Raw genomic sequence first — 25,026 nt, forward strand, 5'->3', positions numbered from 1 at the left:
AAAAGAGGATCAGGGCGCGCGCGCCGGCACGCGGCTCTCGAGCGGCGGCGGCTGCCAGGCCGGCTGGATGTGGCAGCCGTTCCTGCCGTCGGTGTCGTAGCGCGGCATCAGCGCGGCGCAGCGCTGCGCGAGACCCGCGGGCGTGGGCTTCTCGCCCTTGTCGATCCAGTCGAGCAGCGCGGCGAACAGCGCCGGGTACTCCGAATCGCTGAGGTAGCTGTGCTCGCGCTCGTCGCTGAAGCTCTGCACCAGCAGGTCGCCGGTGCCGGCCGCGTCGCGGATGCGGCGGTAGGCGTTCTCTAGCTCGACGAAGGCGGTCGGGTCGTGGATGGCATGCAGCCCCACGGTGGGCAGCGCGGTGCGGCCCGTGGGCTGGCTGTCGGCCGCGAGCGCGCCCTGGGCCTGCGGATCGGCCGCGTAGCGCGGCACGCCGGCGTTGAGCGCGGCCGCCTCGGCCGGCGCCGCGGCATAGCTCACGCCGACATTGCCGAAGGGATTGCGGCCCTGCAGCCGCAGCTGCGTCAGGTCCTGGAACAGCCAGGTGGCCCAGTTCAGGTGGCCGACCAGCGAGCGCTCGGGAATCTTCACCGCGGTGAGGATGGTCTTGAGCCGCGCGGCCTGCTCGGGCGTGCGCTGCGCCGCGGGCAGGCCCACGCCGGTGCACTCGCGCACGCGCTCGGCCAGCTCCTTGCGCGTGAGCTTCGCGTCGAGCGGCAGGCCCTGCCACAGCGGGTACTGCGGCTCGTCGGGCTTCGGATGGTTGCGGCAGACGTACTGGTAGACCACACGCAGGTCGAGCCGGAAGTCGTAGGCGCTGTTGCCGCCGCCGAGCACGCCGCTGGTCAGCAGCAGGCCGTCGTAGGGCCCCTTGGCGCCGCCGGCCGGCGCATAGAGCTCGGCCGCCTTCGCCGCCACGCCCGCGCCATAGCTCTGGCCGTGCAGCAGCGTGCGGCGCGGCTCGCCGAAATGGCGCACGAAGAGCTGGCGCAGGCGCTCGGTGTCCTCCGCCGCCATGGTCACGCCGTAGCCGCCGCGCCGGTAGGTGGAACCGGCCCAGGCATAGCCGGCCTTCACGGTGACGGCCCAGCGCTTGAGGTCCTCCTCGCTGCGCTCGAGCTTGGGGGGCCCGGTTTCAGGGCCGCCGTGCGCGTGCATCACGAGCACGCCGCGGTTCCAGTCCCTGGGGATCGCGATCCAGTAGAGCGCGCCCGTGCCGTCGGCACCGGTGTAGCAGCGCGCGCCCTCGGGGACCGGGGCCGGGCAGATGGCGGCGCGCGGTCCTTCGACGCGCGCGGCCTGCGCCGGCAGCGTGGCGAACAGGGCGGCGGCCGCGGTCAGCGCCGCCGCGAAGGCGGGGCGTGCCCGCCGCTCGAGATGCATCGTCAATGGCGTACTCCGAGTTGCAGCGCCGCGCTCGTGCCCGCGCCGGACACGAAGCCGAGCACGCCGCTGTTGAAGAGGAAGTGGTCCGGCGCACCGAGGCTGGATTCCACCACGCCCGGCACCGGCTTGTCGTAGCTCAGCGTCGCGGTCGTGCCCGCGAGATTGAAGCCGGTGCCGGCCACGGTGGCCGCGGCGTTCTCGCCCTTCACGCTGGCCATCACGTAGCTGCCGTCGGCCGCGCCCGCGGTCAGGCTCAGTTGCGTCGCGTGCAGGCGCAGGCCGAAGCTGGTGGCCGATTCGCGCACCAGGTGCATCGGCACCGCGGCGCCGTTCACCAGGCCGATCACCATCGAGCCGGTGAGCGTGCCGCCGGTGGTGGTGGCGCCGCCGGTCGGCGCGGTGGTGCGCAGGTCGAAGGCATTGCGCGTGCCGTTCCAGGTGATGTAGCCCTTCTCGGTCTCGGTGCAGTTGGCGTCGTAGACCATGAAGCTGCCGGCATTGCCGGCCGCGCTGCGGCAGTACTGGAAGGTGCCCGCGTTGCGCAGCCGCACCGCGCCGGCGTAGGCCACGGCGCCGCCGCTGCCCTGCTGCACGCCGACCGTGTTGAAGATGTTCGCGACCGGGTTGAACACCGCGGGCGAGGCCGAGTTCTCGAAGGTGTTCTGGAACGCGAGCAGCGGTGCGAAGCCGCCGCCGCTCGGCGCGTTCACGCCGCCCAGCAGCACGCCGCCCGGCGCGAACGCGAACGCCGCGCCGCTCTCGCCGCTGGTGTAGCTGCACTGCCCCTGCGACACCAGCGTGCCGCTGCGCGTGGTGCCGGCGGTGCGCTGCAGGCTGGCATCGACGGTGACGGTGTAGGCCATGGTGGCCGGGTCGATCTTCACGCTGAGTTCCTCGCCGAAGCTGTCGCCGCCCTTGTAGGTGGCAACGGCCGCGGGCAGGTTCGGGCAGGCCAGCGGATCGCCGACCTCGGTCACGCAGCTGTAGTTGACGGCCGCGTCGAGGCTGCCGCTGCCGCGGTACTTGGGCCAGGCCGGGAACTGGCACAGCGGGCGGGTGCGGCCGTAGGTGCCGGCCACCGCGTCCACCGCCACGCCGGTGGCGGGCGCGAGGCCGCCCTCGACCCAGCCCTCGAGCGCCGCGAGCGAATCCCAGTTCGGAATGAACACGCCGGTGCCGTGGCCCATGCCGGGCACGGTGTAGAAGCGCACGTTCTGGTCGACCGAGGCCTGGCCCACGGTGGCGATCAGCTGCTTGTAGTAGTCGATGGTCGAGTTCGGGCTGATCACCTCGTCGGCCAGGCCGTGCAGCATGATCAGCTTGCCGCCGTGCGCGAAGAAGGGCGCGAGGTCCGGGTTGGTGGCGTCGGTGAGATTCGACACCTCGGTCACGCGCGCGGCGTAGGCGCCGGGGTTCAGCGGATCGAAGGTCAGCGTGTCGAAGCCCTCGATGCGCGTCACGAAGTACTTCACCCACTGGTCGCCGGTGACGTACATGTTGGCGTCGGCCGAGGTGGCCGGGTTGGCCGGCACCTTGCGCGTGCCGAGGTCGCGCGTGGTGTACGGGCCCGCCACCAGCGCGCCTTCGAGCAGGTTGTAGCCGCCCGCGCGCTTCACGCCGTTGCCCAGCGCGTAGCTCGTGAACTCGAGCGGCGACTCGATGGTGCGCACGGTATCGAGCTGCGCGTCGGACAGGCAGCCGTCGCCGGTGTCGGTGCCGCCGGTGCAGCGCAGCGAGGCGAGGATCTGCGTGTTGAGCTGGCGGCAGCTCTCGACGTTGCTCACGATGCCGTCGGCCGCGCCGTCGAGCTTGTCGCAGGCCTGCAGCACGGTCCGCTGCACCAGCAGCGTCTTGGCCACGTTCATCCAGCCCGCGCCGCCGTTGTTGTAGAGCGCCCGGCCCACGGCCACGTTCGATAGCCGCGTGCCCGTGTAGTTGAGCGCGGGCTCGTTGGCGATCACGCCGTCGTAGTCGAGCGGCCAGCGCTGGATGTAGCTCAGCGCGTCGCGCCCGCCGGTCGAGGTGCCGAGGAAGTAGGCCTTCTTCGGCTTGCTGCCGTAGCGCGCGAGCACCAGCGCCTGCGCCACGTCGCGCGTCTTCTTGAGCGACTGGCCACCGTAGTTGGCGAGCTGCTCGTCGTTGGCGGCGAAGCGGCCGTCGGTGATGCTGCTGGCCTGGTGGCCCGAATCGTCGCCATAGGTGGCGTAGCCCAGCGCGAGCGGCGCGGGCTTTTCGCGCGGGCCGAAGCGGATCACCTCGGTGCCGTCGATCAGCACGCCGTCGAAACCACCGCCGCCGAAGTGGATGGTCTTCTGGTTCCACTTCTCGGGCAGGTTCAGCGCGAAGTTGATCAGCTGCGAGTTCGGGTCCACCGGCTGGATGGTGCCGCGCACGCGGCAGTAGTCGCCGTAGTTGTTGCCGGCATCGCCCGCGGCCACCGCGGTGGCGCTGGTCACGGTGGCGCCCTGCGTGGGCAGGCTGATCTGCGAGGCGGCCAGGGTCATGCCGGCGAGTTCGGCGCAAGCCTTCGCGGTTTGTGCCGGCGGCGGGTTGACGGGCGGGTTGCCGCCGTCGCCGCCATTCGCCGGCGGGTTGACGGGCAGGAACGGAAAGCCGCCGCCCCCTCCTCCGCCGCCACCGCAGGCGGCCAGGATCAGCGAGAGGCCCAGCGCGGTGGCACCGGCGCGCAGCATGGAGGGAAGGCCGGGTCGGGTCGGCACGGATGTCGGCAAGGGGCGCGATGGGCGCATGGTCTTTGTCTCCGGAACACGGCCTCGCGGGGCCGTTCATTGAAAGTTGCCCCGCGGCCGCGACAAAAAACGCATCGGCTCGAAGGGGCGGCCGGACGATAGAAGCAGCCTGACCTGGGGTCAAATAAAATAAAAAGGCACTTTCGATATGAAAAAAATATGGAGATAAGACCGCTGCGCTACTTCGTGGCCGTCGCCGAGACCGGCCACATGACGCGCGCCGCCGAGCGCCTGGGCATCCAGCAGCCGCCGCTGAGCCAAGCCATCAAGGCGCTGGAACGCGAACTCGGCGTGCTGCTGTTCAAGCGCCATCCGCGCGGCGTGGCGCTGACCGACGCCGGCCGCCAGTTCCAGGCCGAGGCGCTGCGCATGCTGCAGGACATGGACGCGATGCGGCAGCGCATGGCGCGCGTGGCCAGCGGCCAGGCCGGCAGCCTGGCCGTGGGCTTCACCAGTTCGGCCGCGGCGCACCGCTTCGTGCCCGAAGCCTTGCGCGCGTTCCGCCGCGAGTACCCCGACGTCGAGCTGCAGCTCAGCGAGAACAACGCCGCCGAGATCACCGAGGCGCTGGCCGCGGGCCGCGTGCACTGCGGCCTGCTGCGCGTGCCGGTCGACCGGCCCGCCGGCCTGGCGTTCGAGACCCTGCTGCGCGAGCCGGTGCTGGTGGCGATGCCCAGCGACCACCGTTTCGCCACCGCGCGCAGCCAGCGCGCGGCGTCCCGCCCGCTGCCGCTGGCGAAGCTCTGCGAGGAAGACCTGATCCTGGTGCGCCGCCCCGGCGCGCCCGGCCTCTATGCCGAGCTGCTCGCGCTGTGCCATGCCAAGGGCCTGCGCCCGCGCGTGGTGGCCGAGGTCGAACGCATGATGACCAACCTCAACCTCGTGGCCGCGGGCGTCGGGCTGTCGGTGGTGCCGGCCTCGATGACCGGCGTGCACGCGCACGCGATCGCCTATGCGCCGCTGGCCGATGGCGGCGCGCTCGACGCGCCGCTCACGCTGGTGTCGCGCGCCGACGAGGACAACCTGCCCGCGCGCCGCTTCGCCGCGCTGCTGCGCGGCCTCGCGGCCGGCGACGCGAAGGGCCGGCCATGACGCGGGCGCTGCATCGCCGCCTGCTGCTGGGCGCGGGCGCGTCCTTCGTCGGGCTCGCCGCGCTGGGCCTGTCGCGCGCCGGCGCGGCATCGGCCTGGCCCAGCCGGCCGGTGCGGCTGATCGTGGTCTACCCGCCGGGCGGCGTCAGCGACGGCATGGCGCGCGTGCTGGCCGAGCCGCTGGCGCAGTCGCTCGGCGTGCCGGTGCTGATCGAGAACCGGCCCGGCGCCGGCGGCAGCGTGGGCATGGACGCGCTCGCGCGCGCCGTGCCCGACGGCCACACGCTGGCCTTCTCGGCCATCAGCCCGCTCACCTTGCATCCGCTGCTCGCGCGCGTGGCCTACGACCCGCTGCGCGCCTTCGTGCCGGTGGCCAGCCTGATGCGCACGCCCGTGCTGGTGGTCGGCACCCAGGCCTTCACCGGCCGCGGCTTCGGCGACCTGATCGCGCAGGCGCGCGCCCATCCGGGCGCGGTGCGCTGGGCCAGCTCGGGCGTAGCCACCATCGGCCACCTGGTGCTCGCGCAGGTGCGGGTGCAGAGCCGCACCGACATCACCCACATCCCCTACCAGGGCGGCGGGCCGCAGCTCAACGACGCGCTGAGCGGCCAGTTCGAGGTGCTGTCGACCAACGTCGCGGCGCAGCAGCTGCAGTACATCGAGAACGGCCGCTTCCAGGCGCTCGCGGTCGGCGCGCCGCGCCGCATCGAGGCCCTGCCCGATGTGCCGACGCTCGCCGAGCTCGGCTACGAACGCGCCAACCGCGATTCGCTGTTCGGCCTGTTCGCGCCGGCGCACACGCCGCAGCCCGTGGTGCAGCGGCTCAATGCCGAGATCCAGCGCCTGCTGCGCGGCGAGACGCTGCGGCTTCGGCTGCGCGAGGCCTACAACCTGCCGGCCGGCGGCAGCAGCGAGGACTTCGCGCGCGAGATCGCGCAGGACCGGCGGCGCAACCGGGCGCTGGTGGCGGGGGATCGCTCGCAGTTCGATTGAGGCCGCATCGCGCGGCCGGGGCACTGCTCAGGCTTCGGCGACCCAAAGTCCCGGATAGTCGTGCACGAAGCCATCGGCCGTGACGCCCAGCACCGCCTCGTAGTCGAAGCGCTTCGCCACGTAGCGGTAGGCGTTGTCGCCGCGGCGCTCGTAGCGCTGCATCAGCTCGCCCAGCCCGCCGCCATCGAGGTCGATCCAGGCCGCGGGCGCGTCCGCGCCTTCGCCGTCCGACAGGCTGAGGCGGCGCAGCTGCAGCAGGTTGGTCGCGGGCGTGAAGCCCAGGTCGAGGTCGACGCAGTGCGAGAGATCGGGCACCGGCTCGTCGTTGAGCTTCCAGCGGCCCTGCGCGTCGCGCGTGATCGAGAGGTCGACCGTGCTGTCGCCGAGCCAGCCGCGCACCGTGCCCCATTGCGCATGCCAATGCAGGTCGCAGCGCACGCGGTAGTGCAGCTGCGCCACGCGGCCGTCCTCGGCGCGGAAGGCCGAGGCGCCGTCGAGCTGCCAAGCGCTGGCGTTGCGTTCGAGACGGCAGGCATCGTGGCCCGGAACGTCGAGCCTGCGCCAGAGAATGGAAGCGACGGTTTGCATGGGGCGGATGATGGCTCCGGCCGTGGGCCCGCGCAAGCCTTGGCCTTATGCCGCGATGGGAGGCCGTGCCTACTGCACCGCCGCCAGCACGCGGTCGAAGAACTCCGCCGCCGTACGGCCGAAATCCTCGGGCAGGTAGTCGCGCTCGAAGTCGCGCGCGAACGCGGCCTCGATGTCGTCGTGCGAGCCCCGGTAGTCGGCGATCTCGGCACGCAGCGCGGCCAATTCGGCCGGGGTGCTCGATTCGCGGTACGAGGCCATGATCTCGGCGCCGGTCTCGCCGAAGAGGATGTCGGCGTCCTGGCCGAAATAGACCTTGGTCAAGTGGTCGATCAGTTCGAATCGCATCGTGGGATTTGTGGTGCTGGCTGTCAGAACGGATGGGCGGTGAGGATGTAGAAGGGCTTGCCGTTGTAGGCCTTCATGTTGAGGGTCACGCGCACCTTGGTGAGCTGGCTCACGGCCGTGCTGCCGCGCTGCACGCCGATGCCGACCACGGTGCCGATGTCGTGCTCGAAGGCCACCGGCTTGGAGCCCACCTGCGCCGAGCGCGACCAGGCGCGGATCGCGCGCGCATTGACGCGCACGGTCTGGCTGATGGCCGACTCGGCGGTGGCGAGATCGAAGAAGGACGAGGACTTCTGCAGGCTGGGCTTCTTCGCGAAGCGGTCGAACAGGTCCTGCGCCGACTTGCCGACGTGCTCGCGGATGGTGTGGCCGCCGGCCTTGGAACCGGCCACGCCCTCGTGCTCGATGAGGCGCACCGGCTCGAGCTTGAAGCGGCTCGCGCGCACCGCGATGACGCGCGACGCGGCCAGGCCGCCGGCCACGAACAGCGGCACCGCGACGTCGACCGCGAGCCCCACCTGCGCGCCGGTCTCGGGCGAGGCGCCCATGGCCTGCGCGGCGGCATCGGCCGTCATGGAGGTGGCGGTGCGCTGCGAGCGGCCGGTCCAGACCTGGCGCGCGGCGGTGGCGGTGACGTCGCTGCCGTGGGCGCCGAGCACCACGCAGCCGACCTTGCTCGCCATCGTGGGCTCGGGCGCGACGCACAGCACGCCCGCGCCGACCAGCTCGAGCACGCCGCCGACCAGCGCCGCGGTGCCCCAGAGCCGGTTGCTGAGGCTCGCCGACTCGGGCACGTCCTCGCCACCGAGCACCGCCGCCATCTGCACCGGCGTCAGCGCGACCGAGAGGCCGCCTTCCTCGTCGTCACCCATGGCGCATTCCTTTCCCTAGAACGTGTTCATGATCTTTTCATGGTGCCCGCAAGGCAGCAAAGCGTCGCAATCTAGGCGCGCGCCGCAGTCCAGGCTGATGCCTGGACAAGGTGCGCAACGACGAGTGCGGCGCTTTGCTGCCTTGCCCTTCGGGTTGCCCCGCAAAGCTGGCATCTGCGGCGTTGCAAATGCTCGCCGGGCCACCAGCCCGGCTGCGCTTTGCGCCTTGCACCTGCCAGCTTTGCGGGGCAACGGGCACCATGAAAAGATCATGAACACGTTCTTGGTCCTCGCGGGGGATTGAAATTCCGATGCATTCTTGCACGGCCCGGGCGAACATCGGCGCAGCGCGAGACAATCGTTACCGTGAGTTCCAAGCCTGCCGCCACGCCCCCGATCCGCCGCATCGCCCACCTCGACATGGACGCCTTCTACGCGTCGGTCGAGCTGCTGCGCTATCCGCAGCTCAAGGGCCTGCCGGTGGTGATCGGCGGCGGCCGGCGCAGCGTGGACGAAGCCATCCGCCACCTGCCGCCCGGCGGCACGCTGGCCGACATCCCTGTCGATGCCTTCGCGCGGCTCAAGGACTACGTGGGCCGCGGCGTGATCACCACCGCCACCTATCCGGCGCGGCAGTTCGGCGTGGGTTCGGCCATGGGGCTCATGAAGGCCGCCAAGCTGTGCCCGCAGGCGATCCTGCTGCCGGTGGACTTCGAGGAGATCCGCAAGTACTCGCGCGGCTTCAAGTCGATCATCACCGAGATCGCGCCGCTGATGGAGGACCGCGGCGTGGACGAGGTCTACATCGACTTCACCGAGGTGCCCGGCGGCCAGCGCGAAGGCGGGCGCACGCTGGCGCGGCTGATCCAGAAATCGATCTTCCAGGCCACCGGCCTGACCTGTTCGATCGGCGTGGCGCCCAACAAGCTGATCGCCAAGATGGCGAGCGAATTCAACAAGCCCAACGGGATCTCGGTGGTCTACCAGGACGACATCGAGACGCGCATCTGGCCGCTGCCCTGCCGCAAGGTCAACGGCATCGGGCCCAAGGCCGACGAGAAGCTCAAGCGCCTGGGCATCGAGACCATCGGCCAGCTCGCAGCCTGCGAGCGCGGCTGGCTGGTCGACCACTTCGGCAAGTCCACCGGCGCCTGGATGCATGAGGTGGCGTGGGGCCGCGACGATCGCCCGGTGGTGACCGAGAGCGAGCCGGTCTCGATGAGCCGCGAGACCACCTTCGAGCGCGACCTGCACGCGGTGCGCGACCGCGCGGAACTCGGCGAGATCTTCACACGGCTGTGCGAGAAGGTCGCCGAGGACCTGCGGCGCAAGGGCTACGTGGGCAAGACCATCGGCATCAAGCTGCGCTACGACGATTTCAGGATCGCCACGCGCGACCAGACCATCGACCGTTTCACCGACGATGCGAAGACCATCCGCCGCACCGGCGGCCTGTGCCTGAAACGCGTGCCGCTCGAACGGCCGCTGCGCCTGCTCGGCGTGCGCGTGGGCGCGCTGGCGCGCGCGGGCAGCCCCGAGGCGCTGGCACCGGCCGGCGGCGCGCAGCGTTCGGCCGCCGCGCCCGAGTCGGCCACCGCCTCGCTGTTCTGACGGCATGGCCTTCATCGCACGCTGGCTGCGCCGCTTCTCGCTGCTGCTGCTCGGCCTCGTGGTGCTGATCGCGCTCTATGTGGGAACGGCCTTCGCGCTGGTGTTCTGGCCCAGCCATGCGAAGACCGCCGCGCCGGCCACGCCCTACGTCGAGGCCTGGGTGCTGAGCAACGGCGTGCACACCGACTACGTGTTCCCGGTGCGCTCGGCGCTGATCGATTGGCAGAAGCTGTTCCCGCTCGCGGACTTCCCGGCCGTGCCGCCCGGTGCCGAGTACGTGGCGCTGGGCTGGGGCGACCGCGAGTTCTACCTGCACACGCCGACCTGGGCCGACCTCACGGTCTCGCGCGCGCTGGGCGCGCTGTCGGGCCGCAACCGCGCGCTGCTGCATGTGAGCTATCTGCGGCGCGACCAGTTCGGGCCCGGCGCGTTCCGGCTGCCGCTGTCGATGCCGCAGTACCTGCGCCTGATCGAGCATGTGCGCGGCACCCTGCCCGCGGGCCAGGCGACGGCCATCGCGGGCGCGCACTACAACGCGCAGGATGCCTTCTACGAGGCCAACGGCGCCTATCACCTGTTCGAGACCTGCAACACCTGGACCGGCCGCGGCCTGCGCCGCGCGGGCGTGACGGTCAGCCGCTGGACGCCGTTCGACTTCACGGTGACGTGGCATCTGCAGCGGGTGCCTTGAGCGGCTGGAAATACGGGCAGCCGAACGCAGAAGTCGCGAAGGTTTCGCAGAAGGAAATCCAAAGGAAATTCTTCTGCGACTTCTGCGCTTCTTTTGTCTTCCTTCTGCGTTCGGCTGTCCGATCCCGATCCCGCTTTCAGCGCCGAGGCACCCCGCCCGCCCACTGCCCCCAGTTCGCCACGATGTGGTCGACCATGCGCGTGCCCACCAGCGCGATGTTCTCCACCGTCTCAGCGAAGCCGCCGGCCGTTTCGCCGGGCGCGGGGTCGAGATGCTGCAAGGTGGTCTCGTTCGGGTTGCCCTGGTCGAAGTTGACCGCGCCGCGCAGGCTCATCACGCGGTCGGTGCCGTGGGTGCGCTGGATCACGAGCGTGATCGCGGCGGCTTCCATCTCGGTGATCACGTAGTCGTCGGCACCGTAGAGCTTCGCGATGTACTGCGCCTGGTTCGACATGCCGGGGCCGTGGAAGAAGGTGTCGCCCGTCATGTGGGTGCCGGTGCCGACGAAGGGCGCGCGGCGCGCCGCGGCATCGGGATAGCGCAGCCGGTAGCTGCGCGCCGATTCGGAATCCTTGAGCGGCGTGTCGGCCGTGAGCTTCATGGCCCAGCCGACGAGGTCGGGGTTGAGCTTGAAGCGGCGGTACGACTCGTAGCCCTTGCGCGGCATGAAGGTGGGCTCGCCGGGCTTGTTCTCCTCGGGCGCCCAGCGGTGGCCGAGGTCGTAGTCGACCAGCCAGGTGGCCCAGCTGACCTCGCCGATGGTGCCGCGCGAGGGCGGCGTGCCGGCCACGCCCGAGATCACGTAGTAGGCCTGCGAGAAATCGAACTGCGGGTTCAAGAGGATCGCCTGCATCGAGGCCGAGGAATTGACCTTGCCCATGCCGAGCACCGCGCCGCAGACGCCGTCGGCATTGCAGTAGACGGGCTGCAGCGCGCCGGGCACGGCCATCGGCTTCGCGCCCTTCCAGTAGCGCTCGTACCAGTGCTGGAACTCGCCCGCGCGGTCGCCCGTGTTCTGGCCGATCTCGAACATGGCGGCGACGAACACCTTCACCTTCACGGGCAGTTCGGCGCGGGCCTCGGCGCCGGGCGCGGGCGGCATGGTGGCGGCGCTGGCGGCACCGGCCAGCAGCGCGGCGGCGGCGAGTGCAGCGAGGCGGGCGAAGCGCAGGGAGGGGGAAGAGGGCATGGGTGGACTCCGTGGATTCGAGGATGAGGGCAGGACACGCAAGCGCGGCCATCGCACCGGCGGCGCTCGCGGCGTCCTACAGCCGCGCATTGTCGGCGCTGGCACAACAGGCCTGTCTACACCACGCAACCACCATGCCGGACACAGCATCCTCCGCGAGACGGCCTCCGTCCAAGCCCACGCCGATCGCGAACGGGCTGGTCTACGTGAACCCCGACATGCCGGGCATCCGGCGCCTGCGGCATGGCGCGAAGTTCCGCTACCGCGACGCGCGCGGCCAGTGGGTGCGCGACGCGGACGAGCTCTCGCGCATCCGCATGCTGGCGATACCGCCGGCCTACGACGAGGTGTGGATCTGCCCGCTGCCCAACGGCCACCTGCAGGCCACCGGCCTCGATGCGCGCGGCCGCAAGCAGTACCGCTACCACGCCGACTGGCGCGCGCTGAAGGACGAGACCAAGTTCGACCGGCTCGAGGCCTTCGCGCGCGCGCTGCCGCGCATCCGCGCGCGGGTGCAACGCGACCTGCAGGCCGGCAAGGGCACGGGCGCGCCGGCCCGGGCGCAGGTGCTGGCCGCGCTGGTGCGGCTGCTCGACACCACGCTGATGCGCGTGGGCAACGAGGAGTACGCGAGCAGCAACGGTTCCTACGGCCTCACGACGCTGCGCAACCGGCATGCGGCGGTGAAGGGCGCGGCGCTGCGGCTGCGCTTTCGCGGCAAGAGCGGCGTGATGCACGAGGCCACGCTCGAGGACCCGCGCGTGGCGAAGATCGTGCGCGGCTGCCAGCAACTGCCGGGGCAGGCGCTGTTCCAGTACGTGGGCGAGGACGGCGAGCCGCACAGCGTCTCGTCGACCGACGTCAACGACTACCTCGGCGAGGCGGTCGAGGGCCAGAAGGGCCTGGGCGGCGAGCGCTTCACCGCGAAGGACTTCCGCACCTGGCACGGCACGGTGCAGGCGCTCGAACTGACGCGGCTGGCCTGCGAGCCGGGCCGGGTCGCCTCGGACGGCAGCCGCTACACCGCGAAGGACATCCTCGCGACCGTGGCGCGCCAGCTCGGCAACACGCCCGCGGTCTGCAAGAAGGCCTATGTGCATCCCGCGGTGCTGTCGCTGGGCAGCGCGCTCGCGAGCACCGAGGCCGATGCCGCCTCGGCCCTGCTCGAGCGCATCGCGGGACGCCGCAGCGCGCGGCCCTCGCGCGGGCTGCATGCGGCGGAGCGCCGGCTGCTGGCCTTCCTGCAGGCACACCGGCGCGAGCTCCAGGCCGCGACGCGGCAGCGCAAGAGCGCGAAGCCCGCATCGGGCCCGGCGACATCCCCGGGAACATCGAAGCACGCGCCGCTGGCGGTGCGCAAGGCCGCGCCAGCGCGGCCGCGTGTTCAGCCCGCGCCGAGCGAGAAGCGCACGCTGTCGCGCTCGAGCGCGATGCGGTAGCCGAGGTCCTCGGCCAGGCTCTGCAGCGCGACCGCGTCGATGGCCAGCGCGCGCGGCGCGCGGTGCGCATCGAGCACCGGATTGACGGCGCTGGCCTCGCGCGGCAGTGCCGCGAAGCGCAGGCCTTCGGCGCCGTCCGCCTCGATCCGGATCGCGCCGGCTTCGGGCGCGCCGTCGTGCAGGTAGCCGAGCGCGCCGAGGAACAGGTAGCGCAGCGCGGCCGCCGCGGGCCAGCGCTTGTCGTCCTCGCCGGCGGCGAGCGCATCGTCCACATCGAGCGACACGCCATGCAGGTCGAAGGCCGCGCGCATCAGCGCGACGCAGCGCGCCACGAGCGCGGCGCGCGTGATGCCGTCGTCGGTGGTGGCCAGCTCCCAGTCGCGCAGCGACCGGATGCCTTCGACCAGTTCGGACACCTGGCCGTCGACCAGGCCCATGCGTTCTTCGCTGGCGGCGCGATCGATGGTCTCGGCGGCGAGCTGGCGCTTGAGCATCAGCAGCGCCATGCGGATCACCGACACCGGCGCCGCCATGTCATGGCGCAGCGCGGGCAAGGCGCGGGTCAGGAGTTCGTGGCGCACGCCGGCGGCGATCCAGCTGCGCGCTCCGGGAGAGGTCTTCATCGCGCCGCGGCTCCGGCCGCGGGGGCGGCATGTGGATGGCGATGCCCGGAGGTCGGGCCGGCGAGGGAGGCGATGAGGAGGGGGAAGTTCAAGGGAGATGTCCCGGTGCGAGGCAAGCGACAGAGTATCGGCCGCGCCTCGCCGCCCGGGTGTAGGAACCTGCCTACGCAGGTTCGCTCGCTGGCGATCAGGGCTTGCCGAGGTAGGTCCGCACGTCCTTGACCTCGACGCCGGCCGCCGCGACGGCCGAGCGCAGCTGCGCCTCGGTCACGCCCAGGGTCTGGGTCCAGTAGCGCATCTCGTGCGCCTCGTTCACGTTGATGCGCGAGCGGTCGGGTTGCCCGCGTTGGCTCAGGTCGTCTGCCATGGTGCTGTCCTCCGGGATGGTTCAGGGAATGGACAGCAGACTGAGTCCGTTCGATGACCGCGACGGAAAGACCGCAGCGCGTCCCCGTGCAGGACATGTCCGAAGCCGGGCGGGACGCGCGCGTTTTTCGCTCAGTCGAACAGGCGGCCGTTGCCCGGCGAGCGCGCATCGAGCCCGGCCTTGCGCACCAGGTCGCGGAAGCCCGCGGGCGAGCTCGAGACCACGGGCACCTTCAACACCGATTCGAGTTCGCGCACGGCATCGAGCGTGACGAGGCCGCCGCAGGAGATGAGGATGCCGTCGGCGCCGGGCCGCGCTTCGAACACGCGGCGGCCCAGGTCCACGAGCACCTGCGTGCCGACCTGGCCGACCGCTTGCACATCGGAGATCGACAGGCCTTCGATGGCCAGCGCTTCGAAATCGCTCTGTTCGAGGTAGCGCCGCAGCTGCACGTTGACCTCGTCGATGTAGGCGGTGGCCACGGCGACGCGCTTCACGCCGAGGCTGCGCAGTCCCTCGACGATGGCGTTGCTCATGGTGGTGCAGGGCAGGCCGGTGGCGCGCGACATCTCGACTTCGAGTTGCCGGTTGAAGGCGGCGCCGCGGAAGAAGCTCAGCGAGGTGCCCATGAGGGAGATGGCGCTGACGCCCTCCTCCTTGAGTTCCAGCGCCTTGCCGATCACCGAGTCGATGACCTCGGTGTAGCCGCGCGTCGAGATTTCTCCGAGGCCGAGGCCGCGTGCGCTGAAGCGGATGCGGGTGCCGTAGAGAAGCGGGCCGTCGATGGGGACTTGGCCTGCTTTCGGGGGGACTATGAGGCCCAGGTGGGTCATTTTTGGTTGCCTTCGGTTTTGGGGTTCGGGGTGCGCAGCGGTGGTGCGGGCGGTTCAACGACCGGCGCGTCCAGGCTCACGCCGATGGGGTACTCCCCGCAGCGAAATCAAGGAGGAGCCGAAGGCGGGGGACATTCGCGGAGGGGAGTATCCCGTCGGCGTGAGCCCGCCCCGGACAAGAAATCACCCCCCATCCGCCACGATCCGCTGCTCCGTGATGATGCGTTTCCACCGCACCGTCTCCTCGGCCATGTCCTTGCCGAGTTGCGCCGGCGTGGCATACGCCCGCAGGGTGCCTTGCGCCGCCGCGGCAGTCCCGGCATCGGGCGCATCGAGCACGGTCTTCACGGCGGCTGAGAACCGGTCGACGATCTCGTTGGGCGTTCCAGCAGGTGCGAGCACGAAGATGCGCGGCGCCACATCGAACCCCGGCAACGCATCGGCCAGCGGCGCGATGTTCTCGGCCCCTTCGAGCTTCGCGCTGTTCATCAACGCCACCGCGCGCAGCTTGCCGGCCTTGGACTGCGCCATCGCCGCCGTGGCGCTGACCACGCCGATCGGCACCTGGCCGCCGATCACGTCCGGCACGATCTGCGCGGCGCCGCGATACGGCACATGCACCACGAAACTGCCGGTGGACTGCTTGAGCATCTCGAAGCCCAGGTGCTGCACCGTGCCCACGCCCGAGGTCGCGAACGAGAAACGGCCCGGGTTCGCCTTGAGCTGGGCGACGAACTCCGCCGGCGTCTTCGCGGGGAAGTCGTTGCCCGTGACGATCATCAGCGGCGAGACGAAGGCGCCGGCCACCGGCTTGAAGCTGGTGAGCGGATCGATCGCGATCTTCGGCTGCAGCAGCTTGGCGATCAGCAAGGCGCTGTCGCCCATCATCAGCGTGTAGCCATCGGGCGGCGCCTTGGCGACGAAGTCGGCCGCGATGAGACCGGTGGCGCCGGTGCGGTTCTCCACCAGCACCTGCTGGCCCAGCACCGCGGGCAGGCGCGCGCTCAGCAGGCGCGCCACGGCATCGACGCCGCCGCCGGCCGAATAGCCGACGATGAGGCGGATCGGCTTGTCGGGGTACTTCTGGGCCCAGGCCATGGGCGTCGCGAGCAGGCCCGCAAGGCCGAGGGCCGTTGCGGCGCGCAGTGCGAGACGACGCGAGCGAAAGATCGTGGGTGTTGTCGTCTTCATCGTTCAGGCCTTGCCCTTGCCGCGCGAGGTCGGCAGCTTCGCGAGTTCGCGCACGCGCTCGGCGTTGGGCGCGAAGCCCAGGCCCGGCGTCTCGGGCAGCGTGAGCCAGCCCTGATCGGGCACCGGCAAGCCGTCGAAGATCTGCTGCAGCATCTTCACCGCCACGTAGTGGTACTCGACCAGCCCGCCGTTCGACACCCCCGCATGCAGGTGCATGTTGTGGAAGGGCCAGGCGCCGCCGTTGTCGATCGGCACGTTGAAGGCCTGCGCCATGCCCGCGATCTTCAGGCACTGCGAGTAGCCGCCCGAGATCGTCACGTTGGGCTGCAGCACATCGGCCGCCTGGTTCACCAGCAGGTCGCGGAAACGGAAGGCCAGGCCCTCGTTCTGGCCGCAGGCCAGCGGGATGCTCGTGCGCGCGCGCAGCTGGGCCATCTGGCGCACGTCGTTCTGCGTCAGCGGCTCCTCGAAGAAGCTGATGCCGTAGGGCTCGATGCGGCGTGCGAGCTCGCTCGCATGGAACAGGTCGAGGCCGCAGTTGGCGTCCACATAGAGCTTCACCTCGGGGCCGACCGCCTCGCGCACCGCGGCGACGCGGCGCACGTCCTCGGCGATCACCTCGTCGATCGGCCGCGGCTCGTCGCGGCGCGCGAGCGCATGGCCGCCGACGGTCATCTTCAGCCGGCGAAAGCCCTGCTCCACCCACAGTTTGGCGGCGGCCGCGAGCTGGTCGCGCTCGAAGAAACCGAAGCCGAAGGTCGCATACACCGGCACCCTGGCGCGCGCGCCGCCGAGCAGGCGCCACAGCGGCTGGCCCAGTGCCCTCGCCTTCAGGTCCCACAGCGCGATGTCGAGCGCGGCGATGGCATGGCTCGCGTAGCCGGTCTGGCCGCGCGGCGACAGCAGCCAGTAAAGCTTGTCCCACAGGCGCTCGGTGGCCATCGGGTCCTCGCCGATCAGCGCCGGGCCGGCCACCTCGCGCACCGCGGCGGCGACGATCTCCTCCTCGGTGATGGCGGTCATGCCGTGGCCGACGAGGCCGGTGTCGGTCTCGATCTCGGTCAGGCACAGCGACAGCGAGGTCTTCTTGTCGAGACCCAGCACGTCGATGGCGACGGGAATGTTCAGCGGCGTGGCGCTGACGCGAACGATCTTCAAAATTGTCTCCTTCGTTGTGCGCGCATCTTTGCGCGCGCCCCGGTGGAGAACAATTCGTTTTTGGCGGGAGCGAGGCTTCGCGCGGCGCGAAGCCTCGTGCTTCAGTCGGGCCGGCTCAGGTGTTCCAGCACCGAGCGCGCGGCCACCGTCAGGTCCTGCTGCCGGCGCACGCACAGCAGGTGGCGGCGCACGGCCCAGGGGGCATCGAGCTTGAGGCAGCGCAGCTTGAGGATCTGCAGCTGCGGCAGGATGGCCGCATAGGGCAGCACGCCGATGCCCGCGCCCTGCTCCACCATGCGGCACACCATGTCGAAGCTGCCGACCTGCATGCGCACCTTGAGCGGCACCTGCGCCTCGAGCGCGGCGCTCAGCAGCACGCGGTGCAGCGCCGTGCCTTCGCGCACCACGATGTGCTCGTGGCGCAGCACCTCGTCCGCGCCGATGCGCTTGCGCCGGCCCAGCGGATGGTCGCGCGCCACCACCACGGCCAATTCGTCGCTGCGGTAAGGCAGGCATTCGAGCGGATCGGCCGGCGTGTTGCCCTCGATCACGCCGATGTCGGCCAGGCCGGCCTGCACCGCCTTCACCACCTCGGTGCTCGCGCGCTCCTGCAGATCGATCTTGAGCACCGGATGCAGCCGCAGGAAGGAGCCGATCTGCGCCGGCAGGAACTGCGCGATGGTCGAGGCATTGGCCGTGATGCTCACCACGCCCGCCACGCCGTTCTGGAAGTCGTCGAGCTCGGCGCCGAGCCGGTCCATGGCCGAGAGCACGGCGCGCGCATGCAGCAACAGGCCATGGCCGGCGGACGTGAGCGTGACGCCGCGCGCATGACGTACCAGGAGCGGCAGCCGCGCGCGCGCCTCGAGGTCGGAGATGCGCTTGCTCGCGGCCGCGAGCGCGAGGTGGCAGCGCTTGGCGCCCTCGCTGATGCTGCCGTGGTCGGCCACGGCCACGAACAGGCGCAGCGAGCGGGTGTCGGGGGTCATGCGGGCAGGATGCCACAGGGGCCGGGCCGCCCCTCGCGAGCGGCCGCGGAAAAAGAAAAAGGCCGCTGGGGACAGCGGCCTTTTCTTTCGTCTTCGCTTGCGTTCTGCGGCGGGTCTTGCGGACCCTTCGAAGAAGCAAAAAATTTGGAGCGGGAAAAGAGTCTCGAACTCTCGACCTCAACCTTGGCAAGGTTGCGCTCTACCAACTGAGCTATTCCCGCGAAGCCTCAGATTATATGCCCCAAAAACGCCATTTTCGAATCCGGGCAAAAAAATCTTCAAAAAACTTCGACGACACCGATCCGCCTACTGGCGCGCCGTGCGCACGTTGGCCGGCAGCGCCTGCGGCCAGCTGGTGCGAAACGGGTTGATGTCGAGCCCGCCGCGCCGCGTGTAGCGCGCGTACACCGCGAGCTTGGTCGGGTGGCAGTGCTTCCAGATGTCGGTGAACATGCGCTCGGCGCAGGGCTCGTGGAATTCGTTGTGGTTGCGAAAGCTCACGATGTAGGCGAGCAGCCCGGCCTGGTCGATCGGCGGGCCGCTGTAGCGGATCTGCACGCTGCCCCAGTCGGGCTGGCCCGTGACCAGGCAGTTGCTCTTGAGCAGCCGGCTGGTCAGCGTCTCGGTCACCGGCACCTGCGTGGCGTCGCTCGAGAGCAGCTCGGGCGCGGGCTGGTAGTGCGTGCACTCGATGTCGAGCCGGTCGAGATCCAGGCCGTCGAGCTCGTGCACCGGCTCGCGGTCGAACAGCTCGGGCGCGACCAGCTTCACGCCGATGCCCGCCGCGCGGTCGCTGCCGCGCCACAGCGCCTCGGCCAGGTCGGTGCGCAGGCGTTCGCGCACGGCCTCGGCGTCGGCGAAGGCGGTGTTGTTGAAGCTGTTGAGGTAGAGCTTGAAGCTCTTGCTCTCGATGATGTTGGGCGTTTCGCAGGGCACGGTGAAGTGCGCGATCGCGAGTTGCGGCTTGCCGCGCGGGTTGAGCCAGCTCAGCTCGAAGGCGGTCCAGAGGTCGGCGCCGAAGAAGGGCAAGGCGCCGGCCGCGATGCCCATGGCCTCGCGCTGGGTGGCGCGGGCGATCGGGAACAGCAGCGTGGGGTCGTAGCGGTCGGCGTAGGCCGAGGCGCGGCCGAGCTGGGACTGCTCGGGCGTGTTGGGGTTGGGGGTGTGGGAGGCGTCGTGGCTCATGGATGGCGGGATGGCGTCGCGTTCAGGAACGGGACGATGTGTCTGGCAAGGATGGCGCAGACCTCGGGCGGGAGGTCGTGGCCCATGCCGGGAATGGGCACGAACTGCGCGCCGGGGATGCGGCGCGCCGTGTCCTGGCCGCAGGCGATCGGCACCAGCGCGTCGGGCTCGCCGTGCAGCACCAGGGTCGGGCACTGGATGCGGCCCAGCAGTTCGGGGCGCTCGGTGTCGGCGCCGATGGCGAGCATCTGGCGGAACATGCCGGCCGGATGGTAGGCACGGCGCATGGCGAAGCGCAGGCGCTCGGCCAGCGCCTCGCCGGTCTGCGGATAGGCCGGGCTCTGGATCAGGCGCAGCAGGCGGATGCTGTGCGCGATCAGCTCGTCCTCGCCACGGCCCAGCGGGCGCCGCAGCAGCATCGCGGCCACCTCGCGGCGCGGACCGGGCAGGCCGCGCGCGCCGCTCGAGCTCATGATGCTCACGAGGCTCTGCACGCGCGTGGGCGCGGTCGCGGCCATGCGCTGCGCGATCATGCCGCCCATCGAGGCGCCGACCACGTGCGCCTGCGCGATGCCCAGCGCGTCGAGCACGCCCAGCGAATCGGCCGCCATGTCCTGCAGCGTGTAGGCCGAGCGCACCGGCAGGCCCAGGCGCAGCCGGATGCTCTCCCAGACGATGTTGCCCACGCCCTTGTGGTCGAAGCCTTCGCTCAGGCCGATGTCGCGGTTGTCGTGGCGCAGCACGCGAAAGCCGGCGTCGACCAGCGGCTGCACGAAATCGCGCGGCCAGGCCACGAGCTGCATGCCCAGGCCCATCACCAGCAGGATCACCGGCCGGCCCTCGCCGCCGGTGTCGTCGACTTCGATCTGCAATCCGTTGGCCTGGACCTTCATCGCGGCTTTCTTGTGTTGCGGGCTAGCGGAACTCGCGTTCGCGCAGCCACTTGGTGGCGACCCACTTCTCGCCCGCGACCACGGGCGCGCCGCCGTGCAGCGTGCGGGTGGCGGGATCGGGATGGTCGTAGCTGAAGAACACGCCGGTGCCGCGCACCGGCGCGACCTCGAGGCCGACGTCGGGGAAGGTGGTGGCGCCGCCCTTCTCGGGCTCCTGCAGGTACATCACCAGCGTGGCGACGCGCTGGCCGCCACGCTTGAGGATGGTGGGCGTGCCGGGCTCGCCGGGATCGAAATAGTCGTAGTGCGGCCGGTACTGCGCGCCGGGCGCGTAGCGCAGGATCTGCAGCCCCTCGCCGAACTCCAGCGGCCAGCGCAGCAGCAGCGCCAGGCGCTGCTCGAGCCGCTGCACGGTCTCGTTCTCGCCGCGCTCGAAGAACATGCCTTCGCTGGTGCGGTCGACGTTCAGCACCTCGCCGCCGGTCTTGGTCTCGACCGTGAGCGAGCGCGCGAGCCGCACGCGCGCGGCCGCGATCAGCGCCTCGCACTCCTCGGCCGACAGCAGGTTGCCGAAGACGATCACGCGCGGGTGCTTCATGGTCTGCAGCACCTGCACGCGGCGGTCGCCGGCATCGATGTACAGCGGCGAGCCCTCGAGGTCGGGGCCCGGCATCGAGGTGCGCGGCGGCAGCGCCGACGCGGCCCTGGATTCGGGAAAGCCGGCCTCGAGCTGGGCCAGCGCGATGTCGGTGGCGGCGTCGTGCCAGCCGGCCGCGCGCATCGAGGCGCGCAGCGCGGGCACCGAATGGCCGGCCGCGAGCTGGCTCACCAGCCAGTCGCGCAGTTCGGGACTCACGGCCTGCGTCATGCGCGCGCTCCGGTTGCCTCGCCTGCTTCCCTCACATCATTCATACGAGTTTTCTCCTGAAGACCAGCCGTTCGGCCGTGGACACCTGGGCGTCGAAACCATAACCCTCGAGATCGAATTTTTCCAGCGCCTTGGGCGTGGCCACGCGGTGCAGCACGGCCCAGCGCGCCAGCAGGCCGCGCGCGCGCTTGGCGAAGAAGCTGATGACCTTGTAGCGGTCGCCCTTCCACTCCTCGAACACGCATTCGACCACACGCGCCTTGAGCGCCCTGGTGTCGACGGCGCGGAAGTACTCCTGCGAGGCGGCGTTGATCACCACCGGCGTGCGGTCGGCCGCCAGCCGCTCGTTGAGGTGCTCGGCGATGCGCGCGCCCCAGAAGGCATAGAGGTCCTTGCCATGCCGGTTGGCCAGCGCGGTGCCCATCTCGAGCCGGTAGGGCTGCAGCCGGTCGAGCGGGCGCAGCACGCCGTACAGGCCGCTGAGGATGCAGACGTGGTCCTGCGCCCAGTCCAATTGCGCGGGCGTGAACGAGCGCGCGTCGAAGCCCCCGTAGACGTCGCCGTCGAAGGCGAAGGCGGCCTGGCGGGCGTTCTGCCCGGTGCTCTTGGGACGCCAGGCGGCATAGCGCGCCACGTTGAGGGCCGAGAGCTTGTCCGACAGGCGCATCAGCTCGGAGATTCTGCTGCGGCGACTTCTCGCGCAGCAGCTTGATCAGTTCGACCGAGGGGCCCTTCGGGCTCTCGAAATGGGGTTGGGTGGCGGGAACTTCGGCGGGGACCGGGGTGTCGTAGTCGAGCGACTTGGCGGGAGAGAGCAGGAACAGCATCGCGGAATTATCTGTTGGCCCGCCCGCCCCTTGCGGCGCCGGTAAAATCGTCGACCTTCCCTGCCTCCGCGCGGCCCGCGGCCCGTACGACCTGCGTACCGGCGCCATGGCCGCATTGCCCCAAGCCCCCATGAGCGAACCCACCACACCCACCGCCCAACCCGGCCTCGAGAGCCTTTCCAAATCGTTCGAACCCGCGGCCCTCGAGGCGCACTGGGGTCCCGAATGGGAAAAGCGCGGCTACGCGCACGCGGGCTGGCGCGGCACCGGGAAGCCGAAGGCCGACGCCGGCGCGTTCTCGATCCAGCTGCCGCCGCCCAACGTGACGGGCACGCTGCACATGGGCCATGCGTTCAACCAGACGATCATGGACAGCCTCACGCGCTACCACCGCATGAAGGGCGACAACACGCTGTGGCTGCCGGGCACCGACCACGCGGGCATCGCGACCCAGATCGTGGTCGAGCGCCAGCTGCAGGCGCAGAACATCAGCCGCCACGAGATGGGCCCGACGCCGCAGGAGGCGCGCAAGAACTTCATCGCCAAGGTCTGGGAGTGGAAGGAACGCAGCGGCAACACCATCACCCAGCAGATGCGCCGCATGGGCGACACCGTCGACTGGAGCCGCGAATACTTCACCATGGACGAGAAGCTCTCGCCCGTGGTGATGGACACCTTCGTCAAGCTCTATGAAGAGGGCCTGATCTACCGCGGCAAGCGCCTGGTGAACTGGGACCCGACGCTCAAGACCGCCGTGAGCGACCTCGAGGTCGAGAGCGAGGAAGAGGACGGCTGGCTCTGGCACATCGCCTACCCGCTGGAAGACGGCTCGGGCACGCTCACGGTGGCCACCACCCGGCCCGAGACCATGCTCGGCGACACGGCCGTGATGGTCCATCCGGAAGACGAGCGCTACAAGGCGCTGATCGGCAAGCAGGTGCGCCTGCCGCTGGTCGACCGGCTGATCCCGGTGATCGCCGACGACTACGTCGACAAGGCCTTCGGCACCGGCGTGGTGAAGGTCACGCCCGCGCACGACTACAACGACTATGCGGTGGGCCAGCGCCACCAGCTCGAGACCATCGGCATCCTCACGCTCGACGCGACCGTCAACGACAACGCGCCCGAGAAATACCGCGGCCTCGACCGCTTCGTGGCGCGCAAGGCCGTGGTGGCCGACCTCGACGCGCTGGGCCTCTTGGTCGAGACCAAGAAGCACAAGCTGATGGTGCCGCGCTGCGCGCGCACCGGCGCCATCGTCGAGCCGATGCTGACCGACCAGTGGTACGTGGCCATGACCAAGCCCGGCGCCGACGGCCAGTCGATCGCGCAGAAGGCGATCGACGTGGTGCGCTCGGGCGAGGTGCGCTTCGTGCCCGAGAACTGGATCAACACCTACAACCACTGGATGGAGAACATCCAGGACTGGACCATCTCGCGCCAGCTCTGGTGGGGCCACCAGATCCCGGCCTGGTACGACGACGAGGGCAATGTCTACGTCGCGCGCAGCGAGGAGGAAGCCCAGGCCAAGGCGCCCGGCAAGACGCTGCGCCGCGAGGAGGACGTGCTCGACACCTGGTTCTCCGCGGCCCTGTTCCCGTTCTCGACGCTGGGCTGGCCGAACCAGGGCACCGAGCCCACGAGCGACTACAACCTCTACCTGCCCTCGAGCGTGCTGGTCACGGGCTACGACATCATCTTCTTCTGGGTCGCCCGGATGATCATGATGACCAAGCACTTCACCGGCCGCGTGCCGTTCAAGGACGTCTACATCCACGGCCTGGTGCGCGATGCGCAGGGCAAGAAGATGAGCAAGTCCGAGGGCAACGTGCTCGACCCGGTCGACCTGATCGACGGCATCGAGCTGCCCGAGCTGCTCGACAAGCGCACCCAGGGCCTGCGCAAGCCCGAGACCGCGCCCACGGTGCGCAAGAACACGCAGAAGGAATTCCCCGAGGGCATCCCGGCCTTCGGCGCCGACGCGCTGCGCTTCACCTTCGCCTCGCTGGCCTCGCTGGGCCGCAGCATCAACTTCGACAGCAAGCGCTGCGAGGGCTACCGCAACTTCTGCAACAAGCTGTGGAACGCCACCCGCTTCGTGCTGATGAACTGCGAGGGCCAGGACTGCGGCCTCAAGGAGCACACGAAGGAAGAGTGCAAGGTCGGCGGTCCGGCGCACGGCTACCTGAAGTTCAGCCGCGCCGACTACTGGATCGTCTCGCAGCTGCAGCGCGTCGAGGCCGAGGTCGCCAAGGGCTTCGAGGAGTACCGGCTCGACAACGTCGCCAACGCGATCTACCAGTTCGCCTGGGACGAGTTCTGCGACTGGTACCTCGAGATCGCCAAGGTGCAGATTCAGACCGGCGACGATGCCCAGAAGCGTGCCACGCGCCGCACGCTGATCCGCACGCTCGAAACCCTGCTGCGCCTCGCGCATCCGGTGATCCCGTTCATCACCGAGGAGCTGTGGCAGAAGGTCGCGCCGGTAGCGGGCCGCACGGGCGAATCGGTGATGGTGGCGGCCTATCCGCAGAGCCAGCCCGAGCGCATCGACGAGGCCGCCGAGGCCCACGTGGCGCGGCTCAAGGCGCTGGTGGACGGCTGCCGCACCCTGCGCGGCGAGATGAACGTCTCGCCCGCGCTGCGGCTGCCGCTCTATGCCGTGGCCGACGACGCCGAGGGCGCGGCCTTCCTGCGCGAGGCCGCGCCGGTGCTGCAGGCGCTCGCCAAGCTCAAGGAAGTGCGCGTGTTCGACGACGAGGCCGCCTGGGCCGCGGCCGCCGAGGCCGCGCCGGTGGCCGTGGTCGGCAATGCCCGCCTGTGCCTGCACATGGAGATCGACAAGGTGGCCGAGCGCGCGCGCATCGGCAAGGAGATCGCCCGCATCGAGGGCGAGATCGCCAAGGTCAACGGCAAGCTCGGCAACGAGGCCTTCGTGGCCAAGGCGCCGCCGGCCGTGATCGAGCAGGAGCGCAAGCGCCTGGCCGACTTCACGGCCACGCTGGAGCGCCTGCGCGACCAGCTTGTGCGCCTCGGCTGACATACGGGCTTGTCCGCAGGCCGGTAGGATGGGTGGCCGATGCAGAATCGGCCGGGCGGCGGACCGGTTCCGCCGCCGCAGTTCCGGACGGCCCCCG

Annotated in this window: 21 protein-coding genes, 1 tRNA gene and 1 pseudogene; 6 read left to right on the forward strand and 17 right to left on the reverse strand. The window is 70.4% G+C overall.

What is annotated here, in order from left to right; all coding sequences use genetic code 11:
• Positions 1-9: 9 nt before the first annotated feature.
• Both AC1HIL_RS27890 and AC1HIL_RS27895 read right to left on the reverse strand, forming a co-directional pair.
• Positions 10-1,380: an alpha/beta hydrolase family protein gene (locus tag AC1HIL_RS27890; protein ID WP_261215785.1), complete on the reverse strand. Its 1,371-nt coding sequence runs from the start codon at positions 1,378-1,380 to the stop codon at positions 10-12.
• 2 nt (positions 1,381-1,382) lie between these two features.
• Complete coding sequence (locus AC1HIL_RS27895; protein WP_479670532.1) at positions 1,383-4,076, reverse strand: tannase/feruloyl esterase family alpha/beta hydrolase; 2,694 nt, start codon at positions 4,074-4,076, stop codon at positions 1,383-1,385.
• 216 nt (positions 4,077-4,292) lie between these two features.
• Between AC1HIL_RS27895 and AC1HIL_RS27900 the strand changes: the two genes are divergently transcribed.
• On the forward strand, positions 4,293-5,225 hold the full coding sequence (locus tag AC1HIL_RS27900) for a LysR substrate-binding domain-containing protein (RefSeq protein ID WP_413762697.1): 933 nt from the start codon (positions 4,293-4,295) through the stop codon (positions 5,223-5,225).
• Entirely contained in the window at positions 5,222-6,217 is a 996-nt protein-coding gene (locus AC1HIL_RS27905) for a Bug family tripartite tricarboxylate transporter substrate binding protein (protein WP_057595295.1), read from the forward strand. The genes AC1HIL_RS27900 and AC1HIL_RS27905 overlap by 4 nt, the downstream gene beginning before the upstream one ends.
• 27 nt (positions 6,218-6,244) lie before the next feature.
• On the opposite strand, the gene AC1HIL_RS27910 is transcribed toward AC1HIL_RS27905, so the two are convergent.
• From AC1HIL_RS27910 to AC1HIL_RS27920, 3 genes are all read right to left on the reverse strand, one after another.
• Positions 6,245-6,805, reverse strand: a complete 561-nt coding sequence (locus AC1HIL_RS27910; RefSeq protein ID WP_057595296.1) for a putative glycolipid-binding domain-containing protein — start codon at positions 6,803-6,805, stop codon at positions 6,245-6,247.
• Between the two features lie 69 nt (positions 6,806-6,874).
• A complete protein-coding gene (locus tag AC1HIL_RS27915; RefSeq protein ID WP_479670533.1) occupies positions 6,875-7,153 on the reverse strand; it encodes a contact-dependent growth inhibition system immunity protein in 279 nt (92 codons plus the stop codon).
• Between the two features lie 23 nt (positions 7,154-7,176).
• Entirely contained in the window at positions 7,177-8,025 is an 849-nt protein-coding gene (locus tag AC1HIL_RS27920; RefSeq protein WP_057598104.1) for an RNase A-like domain-containing protein, read from the reverse strand.
• 420 nt (positions 8,026-8,445) lie between these two features.
• On the opposite strand from AC1HIL_RS27920, the gene AC1HIL_RS27925 reads away from it, so the two are divergent.
• A complete protein-coding gene (locus AC1HIL_RS27925; protein WP_422098185.1) occupies positions 8,446-9,636 on the forward strand; it encodes a Y-family DNA polymerase in 1,191 nt (396 codons plus the stop codon).
• Between the two features lie 4 nt (positions 9,637-9,640).
• Positions 9,641-10,327, forward strand: coding sequence for a TIGR02117 family protein (locus tag AC1HIL_RS27930; protein WP_479670534.1), 687 nt, complete (start codon positions 9,641-9,643; stop codon positions 10,325-10,327).
• Positions 10,328-10,463: 136 nt separating this feature from the next.
• Here the strand turns inward: AC1HIL_RS27930 and AC1HIL_RS27935 are convergent, their stop codons facing one another.
• Positions 10,464-11,516, reverse strand: a complete 1,053-nt coding sequence (locus tag AC1HIL_RS27935) for a purine-nucleoside phosphorylase (protein ID WP_479670535.1) — start codon at positions 11,514-11,516, stop codon at positions 10,464-10,466.
• A 134-nt stretch (positions 11,517-11,650) separates the two neighbouring features.
• Between AC1HIL_RS27935 and AC1HIL_RS27940 the strand changes: the two genes are divergently transcribed.
• Positions 11,651-12,955 carry a DNA topoisomerase IB gene (locus AC1HIL_RS27940; protein WP_057592923.1) on the forward strand — a complete coding sequence of 435 codons (1,305 nt, stop codon included), beginning with the start codon at positions 11,651-11,653 and terminating at the stop codon, positions 12,953-12,955.
• Here AC1HIL_RS27940 and AC1HIL_RS27945 read toward each other — a convergent pair.
• The 11 genes and pseudogenes from AC1HIL_RS27945 to yaaA all read right to left on the reverse strand — a co-directional run bounded on the left by AC1HIL_RS27945 (position 12,901) and on the right by yaaA (position 21,889).
• Positions 12,901-13,578 (reverse strand): hypothetical protein, encoded by a 678-nt coding sequence (locus tag AC1HIL_RS27945; protein ID WP_057592922.1) that lies wholly within the window; start codon positions 13,576-13,578, stop codon positions 12,901-12,903. The genes AC1HIL_RS27940 and AC1HIL_RS27945 overlap by 55 nt on opposite strands.
• Positions 13,579-13,765: 187 nt before the next feature.
• The gene (locus tag AC1HIL_RS27950) at positions 13,766-13,945 is read right to left on the reverse strand and encodes a DUF3606 domain-containing protein (protein WP_203204764.1); all 180 of its coding nucleotides are present in this window, start codon (positions 13,943-13,945) and stop codon (positions 13,766-13,768) included.
• A gap of 131 nt (positions 13,946-14,076) precedes the next feature.
• Positions 14,077-14,778 carry an arylmalonate decarboxylase gene (locus tag AC1HIL_RS27955; protein ID WP_057592920.1) on the reverse strand — a complete coding sequence of 234 codons (702 nt, stop codon included), beginning with the start codon at positions 14,776-14,778 and terminating at the stop codon, positions 14,077-14,079.
• Positions 14,779-14,961: 183 nt separating this feature from the next.
• A complete protein-coding gene (locus tag AC1HIL_RS27960) occupies positions 14,962-15,969 on the reverse strand; it encodes a Bug family tripartite tricarboxylate transporter substrate binding protein (protein ID WP_479670536.1) in 1,008 nt (335 codons plus the stop codon).
• 3 nt (positions 15,970-15,972) lie between these two features.
• The gene (locus tag AC1HIL_RS27965) at positions 15,973-17,127 is read right to left on the reverse strand and encodes a mandelate racemase/muconate lactonizing enzyme family protein (RefSeq protein WP_261215690.1); all 1,155 of its coding nucleotides are present in this window, start codon (positions 17,125-17,127) and stop codon (positions 15,973-15,975) included.
• A gap of 101 nt (positions 17,128-17,228) precedes the next feature.
• Positions 17,229-18,116: a LysR family transcriptional regulator gene (locus AC1HIL_RS27970; protein ID WP_057592917.1), complete on the reverse strand. Its 888-nt coding sequence runs from the start codon at positions 18,114-18,116 to the stop codon at positions 17,229-17,231.
• A gap of 145 nt (positions 18,117-18,261) precedes the next feature.
• Positions 18,262-18,337: transfer RNA gene (locus tag AC1HIL_RS27975), tRNA-Gly, on the reverse strand.
• Positions 18,338-18,422: 85 nt separating this feature from the next.
• Positions 18,423-19,301 (reverse strand): NADPH-dependent 7-cyano-7-deazaguanine reductase QueF, encoded by an 879-nt coding sequence (queF, locus tag AC1HIL_RS27980; RefSeq protein WP_057592916.1) that lies wholly within the window; start codon positions 19,299-19,301, stop codon positions 18,423-18,425.
• A complete protein-coding gene (locus AC1HIL_RS27985) occupies positions 19,298-20,194 on the reverse strand; it encodes an alpha/beta fold hydrolase (protein ID WP_479670537.1) in 897 nt (298 codons plus the stop codon). The genes queF and AC1HIL_RS27985 overlap by 4 nt, the downstream gene beginning before the upstream one ends.
• A gap of 22 nt (positions 20,195-20,216) precedes the next feature.
• Positions 20,217-21,062 carry a 2OG-Fe(II) oxygenase gene (locus tag AC1HIL_RS27990; protein ID WP_057592914.1) on the reverse strand — a complete coding sequence of 282 codons (846 nt, stop codon included), beginning with the start codon at positions 21,060-21,062 and terminating at the stop codon, positions 20,217-20,219.
• 40 nt (positions 21,063-21,102) lie between these two features.
• A pseudogene (gene yaaA / locus AC1HIL_RS27995) lies at positions 21,103-21,889 on the reverse strand (peroxide stress protein YaaA).
• Between the two features lie 130 nt (positions 21,890-22,019).
• Here yaaA and AC1HIL_RS28000 point away from each other — a divergent pair.
• Entirely contained in the window at positions 22,020-24,929 is a 2,910-nt protein-coding gene (locus AC1HIL_RS28000) for a valine--tRNA ligase (protein WP_479670538.1), read from the forward strand.
• The last annotated feature ends 97 nt before the right edge of the window (positions 24,930-25,026 follow it).

This window comes from Variovorax sp. ISS6 (genome assembly GCF_056523145.1).

What these genes read in the sequence shown, in the direction of transcription:
- AC1HIL_RS28000 (WP_479670538.1), top strand. Translation starts at nt 22,020, where the DNA reads ATGAGCGAACCCACCACACCCACCGCCCAACCCGGCCTCGAGAGCCTT.
- AC1HIL_RS27990 (WP_057592914.1), bottom strand. Translation starts at nt 21,062, where the DNA reads ATGACGCAGGCCGTGAGTCCCGAACTGCGCGACTGGCTGGTGAGCCAG.
- AC1HIL_RS27940 (WP_057592923.1), top strand. Translation starts at nt 11,651, where the DNA reads ATGCCGGACACAGCATCCTCCGCGAGACGGCCTCCGTCCAAGCCCACG.
- AC1HIL_RS27890 (WP_261215785.1), bottom strand. Translation starts at nt 1,380, where the DNA reads ATGCATCTCGAGCGGCGGGCACGCCCCGCCTTCGCGGCGGCGCTGACC.
- AC1HIL_RS27930 (WP_479670534.1), top strand. Translation starts at nt 9,641, where the DNA reads ATGGCCTTCATCGCACGCTGGCTGCGCCGCTTCTCGCTGCTGCTGCTC.
- AC1HIL_RS27920 (WP_057598104.1), bottom strand. Translation starts at nt 8,025, where the DNA reads ATGGGTGACGACGAGGAAGGCGGCCTCTCGGTCGCGCTGACGCCGGTG.
- AC1HIL_RS27895 (WP_479670532.1), bottom strand. Translation starts at nt 4,076, where the DNA reads ATGCTGCGCGCCGGTGCCACCGCGCTGGGCCTCTCGCTGATCCTGGCC.
- AC1HIL_RS27945 (WP_057592922.1), bottom strand. Translation starts at nt 13,578, where the DNA reads ATGAAGACCTCTCCCGGAGCGCGCAGCTGGATCGCCGCCGGCGTGCGC.
- AC1HIL_RS27935 (WP_479670535.1), bottom strand. Translation starts at nt 11,516, where the DNA reads ATGCCCTCTTCCCCCTCCCTGCGCTTCGCCCGCCTCGCTGCACTCGCC.
- queF (WP_057592916.1), bottom strand. Translation starts at nt 19,301, where the DNA reads ATGAGCCACGACGCCTCCCACACCCCCAACCCCAACACGCCCGAGCAG.
- AC1HIL_RS27905 (WP_057595295.1), top strand. Translation starts at nt 5,222, where the DNA reads ATGACGCGGGCGCTGCATCGCCGCCTGCTGCTGGGCGCGGGCGCGTCC.
- AC1HIL_RS27970 (WP_057592917.1), bottom strand. Translation starts at nt 18,116, where the DNA reads ATGACCCCCGACACCCGCTCGCTGCGCCTGTTCGTGGCCGTGGCCGAC.
- AC1HIL_RS27925 (WP_422098185.1), top strand. Translation starts at nt 8,446, where the DNA reads ATGGACGCCTTCTACGCGTCGGTCGAGCTGCTGCGCTATCCGCAGCTC.
- AC1HIL_RS27960 (WP_479670536.1), bottom strand. Translation starts at nt 15,969, where the DNA reads ATGAAGACGACAACACCCACGATCTTTCGCTCGCGTCGTCTCGCACTG.
- AC1HIL_RS27900 (WP_413762697.1), top strand. Translation starts at nt 4,293, where the DNA reads ATGGAGATAAGACCGCTGCGCTACTTCGTGGCCGTCGCCGAGACCGGC.
- AC1HIL_RS27950 (WP_203204764.1), bottom strand. Translation starts at nt 13,945, where the DNA reads ATGGCAGACGACCTGAGCCAACGCGGGCAACCCGACCGCTCGCGCATC.
- AC1HIL_RS27985 (WP_479670537.1), bottom strand. Translation starts at nt 20,194, where the DNA reads ATGAAGGTCCAGGCCAACGGATTGCAGATCGAAGTCGACGACACCGGC.
- AC1HIL_RS27915 (WP_479670533.1), bottom strand. Translation starts at nt 7,153, where the DNA reads ATGCGATTCGAACTGATCGACCACTTGACCAAGGTCTATTTCGGCCAG.
- AC1HIL_RS27910 (WP_057595296.1), bottom strand. Translation starts at nt 6,805, where the DNA reads ATGCAAACCGTCGCTTCCATTCTCTGGCGCAGGCTCGACGTTCCGGGC.
- AC1HIL_RS27955 (WP_057592920.1), bottom strand. Translation starts at nt 14,778, where the DNA reads ATGACCCACCTGGGCCTCATAGTCCCCCCGAAAGCAGGCCAAGTCCCC.